We start from the raw sequence: 16,260 nt of genomic DNA, 5'->3' as shown, positions 1-16,260 counted from the left end.
CGACGGCCGGCGCCCCGCGAGGGGGTGCCCGGCCGACGTCGTCCCGGCGCCGCGCCGTCCCGGCCCGGCGACTACCCTGGACCGGTGAGCGAACCCCTCATCCTCGGCATCGAGACCTCCTGCGACGAGACCGGCGTGGCCGTCGTCCGTGGCCGCGAGCTGGTCGCCGACGTCACCGCCTCCTCGATGGACGAGCACGCACGGTACGGCGGCATCGTCCCCGAGGTCGCCTCGCGCGCGCACCTCGAGGCGTTCGTCCCGACGATCGACGCCGCGCTCGAGGCGGCCGACGTCGACCTCTCCCAGATCGACGCGATCGCCGTCACCGCCGGGCCGGGCCTCGTCGGATCACTCACGGTCGGAGCCGCTGGCGCCAAGGCTCTCGCGCTCGCCGCCGGCAAGCCGCTCTACGGCGTCAACCACGTCATCGGGCACGCCGCCGTCGACGAGCTCGTGCACGGCGCGTTCCCGGAGCGGTTCATCGCCCTGGTCGTCTCCGGCGGGCACACGTCGCTGCTGCTCGTGGACAACATCGCCACCGGCGTGACCGAGCTCGGCCAGACGCTCGACGACGCCGCCGGCGAGGCGTTCGACAAGGTGGGCCGCCTGCTCGGGCTGCCGTACCCCGGCGGCCCCCACGTGGACCGGCTCGCCCAGACCGGCGACCGGGACGCGATCCGTTTCCCGCGCGGGCTCTCCCAGGGCAAGGACAAGGTCCGCCACCCCTACGACTTCTCGTTCTCCGGCCTGAAGACGGCCGTCGCCCGTTTCGTCGAGGGGTACGAGGACCGCGGCGAGGCGCTCCCCGCGGCCGACGTCGCCGCCGGCTTCTCCGAGTCCGTCGCCGACGTCCTCACCCGCAAGGCGCTCGCCGCCTGCCAGGTGCACGGGTGCGACACCCTGGTCATCGGCGGCGGGTTCTCCGCGAACTCCCGCCTGCGCGAGCTTGCCGCCGAACGGGCCACCGCCCACGGCATCACGGTGCGCATCCCGCCGATCCGGTACTGCACCGACAACGGCGCGATGATCGCCGCCCTCGGCTCGGCCCTCGTCCGGGAGGGGGTCGCGCCGTCGTCCCTGGACCTGCCCACCGACTCGGGCATGCCGTTGGAGCTCATCAGGATCTGAGGGCCGACCCACGGCGCGGGGTGCTCCGTGCGGGGGCGAGCCCGTGGCCGGCGTCGGCGCCCGACGGCCACGGGTCGGGCACGAGCACCACAGCGACGACGTCGTCCAGGCGCTGCCAACCTCGGCGCTGCGCGACGAGGTGCTCCAGGCCCGCCGGGGTAGGGGTGTAGTACTTGCGGGCCGGACCGGCGGAGGACGGTACGAGGTAGGAGTCCAGCCGGCCGTCGCGCTCGAGGCGGTTCAGGACGGGGTAGACGGACCCCGTCGCGATGTCGGTCAGGCCCGCGTCCCGCAGCCGCGTGACGAGCTCGTAACCGTAGGAGTCCCGCGAGCGGAGCAGGGCCAGGATCAGCATCGGCAGGACACCCTTGAGCAGCTGGGGGTCCCGGGGTGGTACGCCGGTGGTACGCATGCCGACAGGTTACGACCGCTAGCCGATATGAACGAATAGTGGGCGGTACCTCACAGCGGGTGCCCGGCCCGCATCTCGGCCACCAGGGACGCCACGACGGCGTCGAGCGCGCCGTCCCTGGCGATGCGGAGCTGGCGCTGGTAGGAGGCTCCGCCGTCGAGGATCCCCTGGACCCAGCCCAGCTCCTCGGTGCAGCCCAACCGGTCGGCCACGGGGGCGAGGTCGACGAGCAGGCGGGCGACCGTCTGGGTGACGAGCTCCTCCGTGCCGGCGTCGTCGAGGATGAGGATGGCCGCCATGCCGTACCGCGCCGAGCGCCACTTGTTCTCCACCACGAACCAGCGCGGCACCGTGGGCAGGGTCTCCCCGGCGTCGAGCCGGCTGGAGAAGTCCTCGACGAGGCAGTGGGTCAGGGCGGCCAGGGCGAGCGCCTCGCGCATGTTCGTGGCGGAGTCGCACACGCGCACCTCGATCGTGCCGAGGCCGGGGGAGGGTCGGACGTCCCAGCGCAGCTCGCCGAAGGAGTCGATGACGCCGGTGCGGGTCATGTCGTCGACGTAGTGCTCCAGCTCCGCCCACGTGTCGAACTCGTAGGGCAGGCCGGCGGTGGGTAGCTGCTGGAACCACAGCGCCCGGTTGGAGGCGTAGCCGGTGTCCTCCCCGGCCCAGAAGGGCGACGAAGCGCCGAGGGCCTGCAGGTGTGCGAACCGCGTCATCATGGCCCGCAGGATCGGCAGCACCTTCGTGCGGTCCTCGATGCCGACGTGCACGTGGAGGCCGTACAGCAGCATCTGCCGACCCCACCACCGGGTGCGGTCGATGAGTGTGGCATACCGGGCCTTGTCGGTGACCTTCTGGAACGCCGGTTGCGCGAACGGGTGCGTGCCCGCCCCGACGAGCTCGATGCGGAGCCCGTCGGTGACCTCGCGGACGTCGTCGATGGATCGTTGCAGGTCCCGCCCGGCCTCGCCGACGGTCCGGCACACCCCCGTGACGATCTCGACCGTGTTGAGCAGCAGCTCCGGGTGCACGCCGGGGTGGGGTGAGCGGCCCGGCCCGGCCAGCCGCTCGAGCACGTGCGCGCCCGCCTGCCGAAGGTCCCCGGAGTCGGCGTCGACGAGCTGGAGCTCCCACTCCAGGCCCACCGACGACCGCGCGGAGCGGGCGAAGGAGAGATCCACGTCCCCCAGTGTGCCGCGTCGGGCACTCCTGCGCGCCCTCGGGACGAACGTCCCGGAGCCCACCCCAGGACCGCTCCAGACTAGAGCTTGGGGCGAAACCGGCCCCGTCCACCGCATGAACAAGGAGGTTCCATGAAGGCGCTCGTTTACCACGGCCCGCAGCACAAGGAGTGGGAAGAGGTCCCGGACCCGACGATCGTCGCGCCCACCGACGTCATCGTGAAGGTCGACACCACCACGATCTGCGGCACCGACCTGCACATCCTCAAGGGTGACGTCCCCGCCGTCACACCCGGCCGCATCCTCGGGCACGAGGGCGTCGGCACCATCACCGAGATCGGCTCCGCCGTCTCCACGTTCGCCGTGGGCGACCGTGTCATCATCTCGTGCGTCAGCGCCTGTGGGTCGTGTTCGTACTGCCACCAGGGCCTGTACTCGCACTGCCTCGCCGAGGAGGGGGCCTCCGGCATCGGCTGGATCTTCGGTCACCTCATCGACGGCACCCAGGCCGAGTACGTGCGGGTGCCTTTCGCTGACAACTCCCTGTACAAGGTGCCCGCCGGTGTCAGCGACGAGGCCGCCGTGATGCTCTCCGACATCCTGCCCACCGGGTTCGAGATCGGGGTGCGTTACGGCCGGGTCAAGCCCGGTGACGTCGTCGCCGTCGTCGGAGCCGGGCCGGTCGGCCTCTCCGCGATGATGACCGCCGGGCTCTACGGCGCCGCGCGCGTGATCGCCATCGACCTCGACGACAACCGGATCGAGCAGGCGAAGAAGTTCGGCGCGACCGACGGCGTCAACAGCGGCGCGGCCGACTGGGTCGAGCAGGTCATGGCGATGACCGACGGGCTCGGCGTGGACGTGGCGATCGAGGCTGTCGGCATCCCGGCCACCTTCGCGGCATGCACGGCCATCGTGCGTCCCGGCGGGTCGGTCGCCAACGTCGGCGTGCACGGCAAGGCCGTCGAGCTGCCCCTGCAGGACCTGTGGATCAAGGACATCTCGATCACCATGGGCCTGGTCAGCACCTCGACGACGGCGATGCTGCTCAAGCTCGTCGCCCAGCAGAAGCTGGCCGCCGAGAGGTTCGCCACCCACCGCTTCACGTTCGACCAGATGCTCGACGCCTACGACACCTTCGCGCGCGCCGCGGAGACGCAGGCGCTGAAGGTGGTGATCTCGGGCTGACGCGCCCGACGCACTGACGATCGCCGGCGACCGACCGAGGTCGGCCGCTAGCGCCCGACCGACTCGACGACCAGCACACTGTGCTGGTCGTCGAGCCGTGTCAGTACCACGGTCGCGCTCGCACTCCCGCGCAGCGCCAGCTGCCGGCGCAGCTGCTCGGGCTCGACGGCGGTGCCCCGCTTCTTCACGGTCAGGATGCCGACGTCGCGCTCGCGCAGGTAGGCCCGCAGCCGTTTCAGCCCGAACGGGAGATGGTCGAGCACTCGGTACGCGGTCGCGAAGGGGGTGGGCTCGAACCGGTCGGCGGTCAGGTAGGCGATGTCCGGGCTCACCAGGCCGGCGCCGAGCAGCTCGGCGAGGCGTGCGACCAGGCCGGCCCGGATGACGGCGCCGTCGGGCTCGTAGAGGTACTCCCCGAGCCGGCGCACCTGCCCGGAGCGGGCGGGGGCGTCCGGTGCCGTGCGGGCACGCGGCAGGTCGGGCGCCTCCGCGAGCGGGTGCGCGTGCTCGCCCGCCAGGACGAGCGCGGAGCGGCCCGGTCCCTCGGGGGCCAGCACGTCGAACCACAGGCCGGCCTCGACGACGTCGCCGTCCACGCTCACCCACTGCGCGTGACACTCGCGCGGCAGGGCGGCATGGGGAAGGCCGGGGGCGACCTTGAGCCCCACCGCGGGCACCCGGGCGCGCAGCGCCAGCAGGGCGTCCAGTGGGGGGGAGTAGGCGGCGGGGTCGAAGATCCGGCGCCCGCTCCGGCGGCGGGCCGGGTCGGCGAAGACGGCGTCCACGCCCTCGAGGTCCATGGCCAGGGCGTCGCCGTGATGCACCTGTGCCGCGGGCCACGGGGCGAGGTTCTCCGCGGCCAGCCGCGCCGTGACGGCGTCGGACTCGACGGCGAGGACCCCCAGGCCGCGCGCGGCCAGGGCCATGGCGTCCGATCCGAGGCCGCAGCCCAGATCCGCCACCCGGGTGCGACCGGCGGCGACGTACCGGGCGGCGTGGTGGGCCGAGACCACCGCTCGGGTGGCCTGCTCGAGGCCGGCCGTGGTGAACAGCATGCCGGCGGCCCGATCGCCGAGCTTCGTCGCCGCACGGGCCCGCAGGCGCGACTGGGTCAGGGCGGCGGCCACCAGTTCGGGCGGGTGCTCGGCCCGTAGCGCCGTGGACAGCGCGAGCACGTCGCCCTGGCGGTACGGGGGAAGGGCCGCGAGGAGCGCTCTGCCCGCCGGCGCGAGGAGCAGGTCGAGCGAGGGGGAGTCCACCGGACGATCCTGCCACCGCCGGCGGAGACGACGGTCGGCGCGGCCACGGGCTGCCGTTCCGGGTACGCCGGGCCGTCGCGGACGACGCTTGCTGGCACTCACCTTGACCGAGTGCTAACTGCGGCCTAGATTTGTGTCAGGCGCGGTCCCCCACGGGGCCGCGGCTGCGCTCACCGGAGATTCCGTGCCCGACCCCCGCGACGGCGGTCCCGGGAACGAAGGGGGCGCCCATGTTCTGTCCCATCACTCATGCGAAGGGGAGGTCCGCAGTGTCGGTCTCCATCAAGCCGCTCGAGGACCGTATCGTCGTTCAGACCCTCGAGGCCGAGCAGACCACGGCATCCGGTCTCGTCATCCCGGACACCGCCAAGGAGAAGCCCCAGGAGGGCACTGTCCTGGCGATCGGTCCGGGTCGTGTCGACGACAACGGCAACCGGGTCCCGCTCGACGTCGCTGTCGGCGACGTCGTCATCTACAGCAAGTACGGCGGCACCGAGGTGAAGTACGCGGGCGAGGACTACCTCATCCTCTCCGCGCGCGACATCCTCGCCGTCGTCGAGAAGTAACCTCGGCAGCACGAAGCCCCGGTCCTCCACGGAGGACCGGGGCTTCGTCATGCCCTGGAAGGCGCGCGGCGTGCCATCAGGAGGCGCGGCGCTGGGGCCCCGTCAGGATCGTCTGACGCTCATCCTCGCTCAGGCCACCCCAGACGCCGTAGGGCTCGCGCACGGTCAGCGCGTGCTGACGGCACTCCTCGATCACGGGGCACGCCGCGCAGATCGCCTTGGCGCCCTCGTCGCGCCGGCGCCGGGTGCCCCCGCGCTCACCCTCCGGATGGAAGAACAGCGCCGGGTCGGCGTCACGGCACGCCCCCTGGTACTGCCACTCCCACAGATCCATGACCGGTCCTGGAAGCCTGGACAGTTCAGCCATCGTCTCTCCCCTTCCGTCTGTGGTGCCTGGACGATTCGCCTCATCGCGATGTCGACAACGTAGCAACCGATGCGTAACTTGTTCAAGACCCTTTCGGCAGTTGGTCAACCGGACGTTCCGTGGCCGTGGTGGTGCGCTCCCGGGGCGGGCCGGATGGCGCCGGGGCGCGAATCGGTTCATCATCGATTCATGGTGAGAGGTGGTGGGGCGTGAACGGACCCGCGACCGGCGCCCGACGCGTCGGCGGCGGAGGCGTCGTCGATGGCGACGGTGGGTCCGGGTCGCACATGGTGTCGTCCCCGAGCGGAGCCCCCCTGACCGTCGCCGCGGTGGCCGCACGCCTCGGCGTCGCCGCCTCGACCCTGCGGACCTGGGACCGGCGGTACGGGCTCGGCCCCTCGTCCCACGAGGCCGGCGCCCACCGCCGCTACACCCCTGCCGACGTCGCGCGGCTGGTGCGGATGCGGCACCTGACCCTGCAGGGGGTGGCCCCGGTGGATGCCGCCGAAGCCGCCAAGGCCCGCCCGGACGGCGTCAAGGAGGGTGCTGCCGAGCTCGTGAGCGTGTCCGGACGCCGTCGGCCCACCGACCCTGAGCGGCCCCACCAACGCATGCTCGTGGACCCCCTCACGCTCGCGGCCGCGGCACTCGAGCCGGACGAGCCCCGGGTGCACCGCATGCTCGAGCAGGAGTTCACGGACCAGGGCATCCTGCGGATGTGGACGGGCCTCGTGGTTCCCGCACGCGCGCTGCTCGGCAAGCGCGAGAGCAGCGACCGGCCGGGCGTGGACCCTGAGGTACTGATCGACGCGGCGGTGCTCACCGTCGTGCGCGAGGTGACCGCGGCCGCCGAGCAGGCGCGCACACCACCGGTGCAGCTGCTGCGCACGGGTGCCCCGACACCGCCGCCGGAGCGGACCGTCGTCCTGGTGGCCGGCCCCGACCGCCGCACGGGTGCTCACGTGCTCGGTGCCGCCCTCGCCGAACGGGGGGTGCGCGCCAGGGTACGGCGCACGGAGAGCGCCGAGGCGGCTGAACCGGAGAGCCGGGTGATGGCCCGGCGGGGCGTGCGGGTCATGGCCGTGCTGGGCCACCCGCCCGGGGCGGAGGCGTTGGTGCGCCGGGCCGCCGCCGATGGCGTCGAGGTGTTCCTGGTGGGTGCGGACGCCCCCGACCTCTGGCTCCCGCAGGTACGGCGGGTGCGCAGCCCGCTGGCCGCCGTCGAGGAGATCGTCGCGCTCCTGGAGGAGCTCGAGGCGTAGCCGGGTCGCGGGCCTTCGGTGCCCGGTCGGAGGTGACCGAGGGAGCGCCACCAGCGCCGCACCAGGGACCAGGATGTGGGACCCGCGACAGCTCTCGGACGCCGCGCCGGCCGCACCCGCGCGCACGTAGGATCGTCAAGGTGACCGAGACGCATGCGACGCCCGACCCGTTCGCCCTGGTGGGCCTGACCTACGACGACGTGCTCCTGCTGCCGGGGGCCACCGACGTGATCCCGTCGGAGGTGGCCACGACCTCGCGGCTCACCCGCGGCATCGAGGTCCGGGTCCCGCTGATCTCCGCCGCGATGGACACCGTCACCGAGGCGCGCATGGCCATCGCGATGGCTCGCCAGGGCGGCATCGGCATCCTGCACCGCAACCTCTCCGTCGAGGACCAGGCCCAGCAGGTCACCGTCGTCAAGCGCTCCGAGTCGGGCATGATCACCGACCCGGTGACCATCGGCCCGGACGCCACCCTCGCCGAGCTCGACGAGCTGTGCGGGAGGTACCGCGTCTCCGGCCTTCCGGTGGTCGCCCCCGACGGCGTCCTCCTCGGCATCATCACCAACCGCGACCTGCGCTTCATCCCGGGTGCGGAGTTCGCCACCCGCACCGTCCGGGACGCCATGACGCCCATGCCGTTGGTGACCGGCCCGGTGGGCATCAGCTCCGACGACGCCGCCGGGCTGCTCGCCAAGCACAAGATCGAGAAGCTGCCGCTGGTCGACGACGCCGGTCGCCTCCGCGGCCTGATCACCGTCAAGGACTTCGTCAAGTCCGAGCAGTACCCCGACGCCACCAAGGACGGCGAGGGTCGACTCATGGTCGGCGCCGCCATCGGGTACTGGGGCGACGCGTGGGAGCGGGCCACCGCGCTCGCCGAGGCCGGCGCCGACGTCCTGGTGGCCGACACCGCCAACGGTGAGGCGCGCCTCCTGCTCGACATGGTCGCGAAGATGAAGAAGGACAAGGCGTTCGCGAACGTCCAGCTCATCGGTGGCAACGTCGCCACCCGCGCCGGCGCGCAGGCGCTGGTCGACGCCGGCGTCGACGCGGTCAAGGTCGGGGTCGGACCGGGCTCGATCTGCACCACGCGCGTGGTCGCGGGGGTGGGTGTGCCCCAGGTCACCGCCGTCCACCTGGCCGCCCAGGCGTGCAAGCCCGCCGGCGTGCCCGTCATCGCCGACGGCGGTCTGCAGTACTCCGGGGACATCGCCAAGGCCCTCGTCGCGGGCGCGGACACGGTCATGCTCGGCTCGCTGCTGGCCGGCTGCGAGGAGTCGCCCGGCGAGCTGATCTTCGTCAACGGCAAGCAGTTCAAGCACTACCGCGGCATGGGCTCGTTCGGCGCGATGGCCTCCCGCGGCCGCGTCTCCTACTCCAAGGACCGCTACTTCCAGGCCGACGTGGACACCGACGACAAGATCATCCCCGAGGGCGTCGAGGGGCGCGTGCCCTACCGCGGTCCGCTGGCCTCGGTCTCGCACCAACTCGTCGGCGGGCTGCACCAGTCGATGTTCTACGTGGGCGCCCGGACGATCCCCGAGCTGCAGCAGCGCGGCCAGTTCGTGCGCATCACCCCGGCCGGGCTCAAGGAGTCCCACCCGCACGACATCCAGATGACCGTCGAGGCGCCCAACTACTCCGGCCGCTGACGCCGGCCGCGGCGCCGGCGCCGGGGGAGTCCGAGCAGCCGGTCGAGGCCCCAGGTGACGCGACGGACCAGGCGCGTCCAACGCGTGGACCGGTCCGGCATCGGCCAGCCGTGGGCGGCGCCCGGCCCGGACAGACCCCGGCGCGCACGCCACCGGTTGTACGAGCGCACCCAGGTCTCGTGGGCGGCGACCTGGGTGGAGTGCAGCTGCGAGGGGGTGGCCGCGGCCAGCCGCGGGTGACGGCCGGCCATCTGGGCCAGCAGGTCCAGCGTGGCGACGACGTCCACCTCCGCGGTGTGCAGGTCACCGGTCGGCACGCCGTAGACCTGGCACAGGTCGCCGAGCCGGCGAGGGCCCGTACGGGAGCCGGCGACGTGCCGGTCCAGGACGAGCGGGTCGAGGACCGTCAGGGTGCCGGACATGCGCTCGGCCAGGCCGGGCAGCCCGTGCCGGGCGAGCTCGTTCTCGAGCAGGGACAGGTCGTACCCCGCATTGAAGGCGACGACCGGCACTCCCTCCTCCTGCGCCGCCACGAGGACGGCGGCGATCTGCTCCAGCGCCACGACCGGCGCCATGCCCGCCGCGCGGGCACGTTCGGTGCTCACCCCGTGGATGGCGGCCGCCCCGGCGGGGATCGCCACGCCCGGGTCGATGAGCCAGGTACGCGCCGACGTGACCCCGGCGTCCCGGCGGACCAGGGCGGCGGTCACGATCCGGTCCGTGACGACGTCCACCCCGGTGGTCTCGGTGTCGAAACCGAGCAACGGACCTGCTGACCAGTGGTTCATCGCGGCCTCCTTGTCCCACGCACTCTGCCAGCGACCGCCGACATCGCCGGGGAGGCGGGGCGCCCCCTCCGGTGGAGTGTGATCGAATGCCGGGCAGACCACCGGGCACGGTGGGGCCGGTGGACGGGCAGGAGGTGGCGAGGTGGGTGAGGTGGTCGATCGCTGGCAGCAGCGCCGGGACGACCTGCGGCTGCTCGGGGACCGGGCGCGGGACGGTGCCGCGCGGCCCCTCGCCGGGCTCAACGCCTTCGACGCGGAGCTGGCCCGGGACTTCCGCAGCTCGGCCGTGCTCGTGCTGTTCACACCCGCCCCGTCCGACGCCGACGCGCCGGACCTGTTCCTCGTCCAGCGCTCGCGGGAGCTGCGCCACCACCCGGGCGAGATCGCGCTGCCCGGCGGGCGCCTCGAGGAGGGCGAGGACGTCGTCCAGGCGGCGCTGCGCGAGGCGCACGAGGAGATCGGCCTGCGGCCCGACCTCGTCGAGGTGCTCGGCCGGCTCGACCCCTTGCTCGTGCCCGTGACCAGGTACGTCGTCACCCCGGTGCTCGGCTGGACCGACCACGCCGCCCGGGCGACGGCGGTGGAGCCGGGGGAGGTGGCGCACACCATCCGCGTCTCCGTGGCGACGCTGGTCGACCCGGCCGTCCGCCGCACCGTCCGTGTCCTCAACCGCAGCACGGCCGGGTTCCTGCTGCCGGACGGGCTCGTGTGGGGCATGACCGCCAACCTGATCGACCACGTGCTCGCCGAGCTCGGTTGGTCGGGCGAGTGGGACCGGGACAGCCAGGTGCGCCTGCGGCGCGATCCCACCGACCGGTTCTGGGTCCCGCGCGAGGACTGAACGCGCGCACGGGCCCTGGTGCGGGCCGAGGGAGCGGTCACGTCTCGGCCGCGTGAGCCCGGTGTCGGCGGCGCCCGGTAACCTGCAAGGGTGACCAACGAGATCGAGATCGGCCGTGGCAAGCGCGCACGGCGTGCCTTCAGCTTCGACGACGTCGCCGTCGTCCCCTCCCGGCGCACCCGGGACCCCGAGGACGTCTCGGTGAGCTGGCAGATCGACGCCTACCACGTGGAGATCCCGGTCCTCGCCGCACCCATGGACTCCGTCATGAGCCCGGCGACGGCGATCGAGCTCGGCCGCCTCGGCGGCATCGGCGTGCTCGACCTCGAGGGCCTGTGGACCCGGTACGAGCAGCCCGACAGCGTGCTCGAGGAGATCGTCGACCTCACCCCGGAGCGTGCGACGAGCCGCATGCAGGAGATCTACGCCGAGCCCGTCAAGCCCGAGCTCATCACGCAGCGCCTGCGCGAGATCCGTGCCGCCGGCGTCACCGTGGCCGGCAGCCTGTCCCCGCAGCGCACGCAGGAGCACTGGCGCACCGTCGTCGAGGCCGGCGTGGACCTGTTCGTCATCCGCGGGACCACCGTCTCCGCCGAGCACGTCTCCTCCCGCGCGGAGCCGCTGAACCTCAAGCGGTTCATCTACGAGCTCGACGTCCCCGTCATCGTCGGCGGCGCTGCGACCTACACCGCCGCCCTGCACCTCATGCGCACCGGTGCGGCCGGCGTCCTCGTCGGCTTCGGCGGCGGTGCCGCACACACCACGCGGCGCTCGCTCGGCATCCACGCCCCCATGGCCACCGCCGTCGCGGACGTCGCCGCCGCGCGCCGCGACTACATGGACGAGTCGGGTGGCCGGTACGTGCACGTCATCGCCGACGGTGGGGTGGGCCGTTCCGGCGACCTCGTCAAGGCCGTGGCGTGCGGGGCCGACGCCGTCATGCTCGGCGCAGCCCTCGCCCGCGCCGACGAGGCGCCCGGGCGGGGCTGGCACTGGGGCTCCGAGGCGCACCACCCCGAGCTGCCGCGCGGCGAGCGCGTGCACGTGGGCACGGTCGGCACCATGGCGGAGATCCTGCACGGACCCAGCCGCATCGCGGACGGCACCGTCAACCTCATCGGCGCCCTGCGCCGCACGATGGCGACGACCGGCTACTCCGACGTCAAGGAGTTCCAGCGGGTCGAGGTCGTCGTCTCGCCCTACGACCCCGAGTGACGACGGCGGGTGGGGGCGCCGGCGAACTGCTGGATGCCCCGAGTGTCCTGGCCGTCGTGCCGCTGGGAGCCCAGCACGGCGACGAGGTGACGCGCACCCCCGAGGGGGAGGGCACCGAGCCGGTGCTCGATGAGCCGGCGCAGCTGCTCGGCACCGACCTGGCTGCCTGACCGGCCGGGCGTGAGCCCCGTCACCGGCAGGTGAGAGTATGACCCCGACATCGCCCGGCAGAGGTGCCGGCACTCACACGTCTGGAGCAGCAGTGACGCAGCACACCACCACCGACGACTTCCGCATCGAGCACGACACGATGGGCGAGGTGAGGGTCCCCCGGGAGGCTCTGTACTCCGCTCAGACGCAGCGCGCCGTCGAGAACTTCCCGATCTCCGGACGCGGCCTCTCCAGCCATCACATCGCCGCGCTCGGCCAGGTCAAGCGGGCCGCGGCCATCGCCAACGCCGAGCTCGGCGTGCTCGATCGCGACGTCGCCGACGCCATCGTCGCGGCCGCGGACGAGGTCATCTCCGGCCGGCACGACGCGCAGTTCCCGATCGACGTGTTCCAGACCGGCTCGGGCACGTCGTCGAACATGAACACCAACGAGGTCGTCGCCCACCTGGCCGGCACGCGCCTGGGCCGCCCGGTGCACCCCAACGACCACGTCAACGCCTCGCAGTCCTCCAACGACGTCTTCCCCTCCTCGATCCACATCGCCGCGATGCAGGCCGTCACCGACGAGCTGCTCCCCGGCCTGGAGACCCTCGCCGCCTCGCTCGAGCGCAAGGCCACGGAGTTCCGGGACGTCGTGAAGTCCGGACGCACCCACCTCATGGACGCCACCCCCATCACGCTCGGGCAGGAGTTCTCCGGCTACGCGACCCAGATCCGTTACGGCATCGCCCGCGTGCGGGCGGCGCTCCCGCGCCTCGCCGAGCTCCCTCTGGGCGGCACCGCCGTCGGGACCGGTATCAACACCCCGGCCGGGTTCTCCGCACGCGTCATCGAGCTCATCGCCGAGCACACCGGCCTGGCGCTGGTCGAGGCGCACAACCACTTCGAGGCGCAGGCCGCGCAGGACTCCCTCGTGGAGACGTCCGGGGCGTTGCGAACCATCGCGGTGTCGCTGACCAAGATCGCCAACGACCTGCGCTGGATGGGCTCCGGGCCGCGCACCGGCCTCGGTGAGCTCGCCCTGCCCGACCTCCAGCCCGGCTCCTCGATCATGCCCGGCAAGGTCAACCCCGTGGTCCCCGAGGCGACCGTCCAGGTAGCCGCGCAGGTCATCGGCAACGACGCCGCCATCGCGTTCGCCGGCGCGCAGGGCAACTTCGACCTGCTCGTCATGCTGCCCGTCATGGCACGCAACCTGCTGGAGTCCATCACGCTGATCGGCAACATCTCCCGCGTGCTGGCCACCAAGACGGTCGACGGGCTGGTCGCCAACGTGGACCGGTGCCTCGAGCTCGCCGAGTCCTCGCCGTCGATCGTCACCCCGCTGAACCGGATCATCGGCTACGAGGCCGCGGCCAAGATCGCCAAGCACTGCGTCAAGGAGGGCATCACGGTCCGCGCCGCCGTCGAGGCCCTCGGCTACGTCGAGCGGGGCGAGGTCACGCCCGAGCAGCTCGACGCCGCGCTCGACGTGCGCTCCATGACCGGGCCTGCCCGGGCGTAGCCGCCGGCACGCCCGGCGGACGGCCTACAGCGGAAGATCGGCGGGCAGCAGGGACATCGCCTGGCGGGCGATGGTGAGTTCCTCGTTGGTCGGGACGACCAGCACCGCCACGGCCGAGTCGTCGGCGGAGATCACCCGCGCCGCGCAGGAGTCGGCAGCGTTCTTCTCCGGGTCCAGCCGGACCCCGAGGAACTCCAGGCCGGCCAGCGCGCCGGCGCGGACGATGTCGTCGTTCTCGCCGACGCCGGCCGTGAACGTGATGGCGTCCAGGCCGCCCATGACGGCCGCGTAGGCGCCGACGTACTTGCGCAGGCGGCGGTTGTAGACGGCCAGTGCGAGCTTCGCGTCCTCCCTGCCCGCACCCACGAGCCGGTGGATCTCGCGCAGGTCGGACTCGCCGGTCAGGCCGAGCAGGCCGGAACGCTTGTTGAAGAGGTCGTCGATCTCGTCGATGCTCATGCCCGCGTTGCGCGCCAGGTGGAAGACCACCGCGGCATCGATGTCACCGGTGCGGGTGCCCATGACCAGGCCCTCGAGCGGGGTCAGGCCCATGGAGGTGTCGACGGCCCGGCCGGCGACGACCGCCGAGACGGACGCGCCGTTGCCGATGTGGAGGACCACCTGCTTGAGGTCGTCGCGGCCCAGGATCTCGCTGACCCTGGCCGAGACGTACTGGTGGGACGTGCCGTGCGCGCCGTAGCGGCGCACCGAGTACCGTTCGGCGACCTCGCGGTCGAGGGCGTACGTGGCGGCGTCGTCGGGCAGGTTCTTGAAGAATGCGGTGTCGAAGACGACCACGTGGGGCACGTCGGGCAGCAGCTCGCGGGCCACCTGGATCCCGGTGAGGTTCGCCGGGTTGTGCAGGGGGGCCAGCGGGGCGAGCCGCTCGATGAGGTCGACGACCTCGTCGTCGATGAGCGCCGGCCCGTCGTAGTACTTGCCGCCCATGACGACGCGGTGGCCCACCGCGACGATGTTCGCCTCGTGCAGGGCGGGGCCGACCTCCGCGAAGAGGGCGAGCACCTGGCGCAGGCCCTCGCTGTGGTTCGGGACGGGGTCGTGCCGTTCGGTGATGGTGCCGTGGGCCTTGTGCTGGAGGTGTCCCGTGGACTGCCCGATGCGCTCCACGAGGCCGGAGGCGATCGCGGTGCCCTCGTCCGGGTCGACCAGCTGGTACTTGATGGAGGACGAGCCCGAGTTGATGACGAGGACCGTGTGGCGGGGGCTCATGCGTGGATCTCCTGGGGGGTGGCGCCGGCGCGGGCGGCCTTCTCGGCCTGTGCCTGCACGGCTGTGATGGCGACGGTGTTGACGATGTCCTGCACGAGGGCGCCGCGCGAGAGGTCGTTGACGGGCTTGTTCAGGCCCTGCAGCACCGGGCCGACCGCCACGGCGCCGGCCGAGCGCTGCACGGCCTTGTAGGTGTTGTTGCCGGTGTTGAGGTCAGGGAAGATGAAGACGGTGGCCCGACCGGCGACGTCGGAGTCGGGCAGCTTGGTGCGTGCCACGGAGGCGTCCACGGCGGCGTCGTACTGGATCGGGCCCTCGACGAACAGGTCGGCACGGCGTTCCCGCACGGTCTCCGTCGCCGAGCGGACCTTCTCCACGTCCGCCCCGGAGCCGGACTGGCCGGTGGAGTAGGACAGCATCGCCACGCGCGGGTCGACGCCGAACTGCGCGGCCGTGGCGGCGGAGGAGATGGCGATGTCGGCCAGCTCGTCGGCGGTGGGGTCGGGGTTGACGGCGCAGTCGCCGTAGACGAGGACGCGGTCCGTCAGGCACATGAAGAACACCGAGGACACGATGGCCGTGCCCGGCCTGGTCTTGATGATCTCGAACGACGGCTTGATGGTGTGCGCCGTGGTGTGCGCCGCGCCCGAGACCATGCCGTCGGCGTCGCCCAGGTGCACCATCATCGTGCCGAAGTAGGAGACGTCCTGGACGATCTCCCGGGCACGCTCGATGGTCATGCCCTTGTGGGCGCGCAGGCGGGCGTACTCCGCTGCGAACGGCTCGGTCAGCTCGGACGTGGCCGGGTCGATGATCCGGGCGGCGTCGATGTCGAGGCCGAGCTCGGCGGCCCGGGCCCGCACCCGCGCCTCGTTGCCCAGGATGATCAGATCGGCGACCTGCCGGGAGAGCAGGGTCGAGGCGGCGCGCAGGATGCGGTCGTCGTCGCCCTCCGGCAGCACGATCCGTTGCCGGTCGGCCCGGGCCCGCTCGAGCAGCTTCGACTCGAACATCAGCGGGGTGACCACGTCGCTGCGCGTGACCTCGACGGCCCGCATGATCTCCTCGGCGTCGATGTGCTGCTCGAACAGCCCCAGCGCGGTGTCCCGCTTGCGCTGCGTGCCCCGGGAGAACACCCCCCGGGTGTTGGCCACGATGAAGGCGGACTCGTACGTGCCGTGCTGCGTGAGGATGATCGGCAGCCGCGTGCTCAGGCCCTCGACGAGCTTGGTGACCTGCGGGGACGGACGGAACCCGCCGTTGAGCACGATGGCCGCCAGGGAGGGGAACGTCTCGGAGGCGTGCGCGGCGACGAGGGGGATGAGGACCTCGGGGCGGTCCCCCGCGGTGATGGCGAGCTGGCCGTCCCGGAGCCGCTCGAGGACGTGCTCGGTGTTCATGCCGGAGACGAGCAGGTGCTCCGCCTCGCGGTCGAGCATGGCGTCCTCGCCGGTGAGCAGCTCACCGTCGAGCGCGCCCATGGGGTCGCGGGC

Annotated in this window: 16 protein-coding genes; 9 read left to right on the top strand and 7 right to left on the bottom strand. The window is 72.6% G+C overall.

Annotated elements, in window-relative coordinates; genetic code table 11:
- Positions 1-84: 84 nt before the first annotated feature.
- Positions 85-1,128 (top strand): tRNA (adenosine(37)-N6)-threonylcarbamoyltransferase complex transferase subunit TsaD, encoded by a 1,044-nt coding sequence (tsaD, locus tag ACYC1Z_RS09025; RefSeq protein WP_461409194.1) that lies wholly within the window; start codon positions 85-87, stop codon positions 1,126-1,128.
- On the opposite strand, the gene ACYC1Z_RS09020 is transcribed toward tsaD, so the two are convergent.
- Both ACYC1Z_RS09020 and ACYC1Z_RS09015 read right to left on the bottom strand, forming a co-directional pair.
- On the bottom strand, positions 1,118-1,540 hold the full coding sequence (locus ACYC1Z_RS09020; protein WP_461409193.1) for a PadR family transcriptional regulator: 423 nt from the start codon (positions 1,538-1,540) through the stop codon (positions 1,118-1,120). The two genes, tsaD and ACYC1Z_RS09020, sit on opposite strands and share 11 nt — an antisense overlap.
- A 50-nt stretch (positions 1,541-1,590) precedes the next feature.
- The gene (locus tag ACYC1Z_RS09015; protein WP_461409192.1) at positions 1,591-2,721 is read right to left on the bottom strand and encodes a glutamate--cysteine ligase; all 1,131 of its coding nucleotides are present in this window, start codon (positions 2,719-2,721) and stop codon (positions 1,591-1,593) included.
- A gap of 132 nt (positions 2,722-2,853) precedes the next feature.
- On the opposite strand from ACYC1Z_RS09015, the gene ACYC1Z_RS09010 reads away from it, so the two are divergent.
- Positions 2,854-3,909, top strand: a complete 1,056-nt coding sequence (locus ACYC1Z_RS09010; RefSeq protein WP_461409191.1) for a zinc-dependent alcohol dehydrogenase family protein — start codon at positions 2,854-2,856, stop codon at positions 3,907-3,909.
- Positions 3,910-3,956: 47 nt separating this feature from the next.
- Here the strand turns inward: ACYC1Z_RS09010 and ACYC1Z_RS09005 are convergent, their stop codons facing one another.
- Positions 3,957-5,168: a class I SAM-dependent methyltransferase gene (locus tag ACYC1Z_RS09005; protein WP_461409190.1), complete on the bottom strand. Its 1,212-nt coding sequence runs from the start codon at positions 5,166-5,168 to the stop codon at positions 3,957-3,959.
- A 269-nt stretch (positions 5,169-5,437) separates the two neighbouring features.
- On the opposite strand from ACYC1Z_RS09005, the gene groES reads away from it, so the two are divergent.
- Entirely contained in the window at positions 5,438-5,734 is a 297-nt protein-coding gene (gene groES / locus ACYC1Z_RS09000) for a co-chaperone GroES (RefSeq protein ID WP_461409189.1), read from the top strand.
- A 76-nt stretch (positions 5,735-5,810) separates the two neighbouring features.
- Here groES and ACYC1Z_RS08995 read toward each other — a convergent pair whose 3' ends face one another.
- Entirely contained in the window at positions 5,811-6,101 is a 291-nt protein-coding gene (locus ACYC1Z_RS08995) for a WhiB family transcriptional regulator (RefSeq protein WP_461409188.1), read from the bottom strand.
- 209 nt (positions 6,102-6,310) lie between these two features.
- On the opposite strand from ACYC1Z_RS08995, the gene ACYC1Z_RS08990 reads away from it, so the two are divergent.
- Entirely contained in the window at positions 6,311-7,363 is a 1,053-nt protein-coding gene (locus ACYC1Z_RS08990; RefSeq protein WP_461409187.1) for a MerR family transcriptional regulator, read from the top strand.
- A 140-nt stretch (positions 7,364-7,503) separates the two neighbouring features.
- The gene (guaB, locus tag ACYC1Z_RS08985) at positions 7,504-9,018 is read left to right on the top strand and encodes an IMP dehydrogenase (protein ID WP_461409186.1); all 1,515 of its coding nucleotides are present in this window, start codon (positions 7,504-7,506) and stop codon (positions 9,016-9,018) included.
- Here guaB and ACYC1Z_RS08980 read toward each other — a convergent pair.
- Positions 9,003-9,806 carry an exonuclease domain-containing protein gene (locus tag ACYC1Z_RS08980; RefSeq protein ID WP_461409185.1) on the bottom strand — a complete coding sequence of 268 codons (804 nt, stop codon included), beginning with the start codon at positions 9,804-9,806 and terminating at the stop codon, positions 9,003-9,005. The genes guaB and ACYC1Z_RS08980 overlap by 16 nt on opposite strands.
- A gap of 142 nt (positions 9,807-9,948) precedes the next feature.
- Between ACYC1Z_RS08980 and ACYC1Z_RS08975 the strand changes: the two genes are divergently transcribed.
- The 4 genes from ACYC1Z_RS08975 to ACYC1Z_RS08960 all read left to right on the top strand — a co-directional run bounded on the left by ACYC1Z_RS08975 (position 9,949) and on the right by ACYC1Z_RS08960 (position 13,537).
- The gene (locus ACYC1Z_RS08975) at positions 9,949-10,647 is read left to right on the top strand and encodes an NUDIX hydrolase (protein ID WP_461409184.1); all 699 of its coding nucleotides are present in this window, start codon (positions 9,949-9,951) and stop codon (positions 10,645-10,647) included.
- A 90-nt stretch (positions 10,648-10,737) separates the two neighbouring features.
- A complete protein-coding gene (locus ACYC1Z_RS08970; protein ID WP_461409183.1) occupies positions 10,738-11,862 on the top strand; it encodes a GuaB3 family IMP dehydrogenase-related protein in 1,125 nt (374 codons plus the stop codon).
- Complete coding sequence (locus ACYC1Z_RS08965; RefSeq protein WP_461409182.1) at positions 11,859-12,032, top strand: HPr family phosphocarrier protein; 174 nt, start codon at positions 11,859-11,861, stop codon at positions 12,030-12,032. The genes ACYC1Z_RS08970 and ACYC1Z_RS08965 overlap by 4 nt, the downstream gene beginning before the upstream one ends.
- A gap of 38 nt (positions 12,033-12,070) precedes the next feature.
- Positions 12,071-13,537, top strand: coding sequence for a class II fumarate hydratase (locus ACYC1Z_RS08960; protein ID WP_461409181.1), 1,467 nt, complete (start codon positions 12,071-12,073; stop codon positions 13,535-13,537).
- A gap of 24 nt (positions 13,538-13,561) precedes the next feature.
- Here the strand turns inward: ACYC1Z_RS08960 and ACYC1Z_RS08955 are convergent, their stop codons facing one another.
- Both ACYC1Z_RS08955 and pta read right to left on the bottom strand, forming a co-directional pair.
- Entirely contained in the window at positions 13,562-14,767 is a 1,206-nt protein-coding gene (locus ACYC1Z_RS08955; RefSeq protein WP_461409180.1) for an acetate/propionate family kinase, read from the bottom strand.
- On the bottom strand, positions 14,764-16,260 hold a 1,497-nt coding region (gene pta / locus ACYC1Z_RS08950), incomplete at its 5' end, for a phosphate acetyltransferase (protein WP_461409179.1). The genes ACYC1Z_RS08955 and pta, both read right to left, overlap by 4 nt.

The organism is Georgenia sp. (assembly GCF_054605595.1).
Note: the sequence above shows the minus strand (reverse complement) of the source record. Positions and strands in the feature narration are given on the sequence as shown.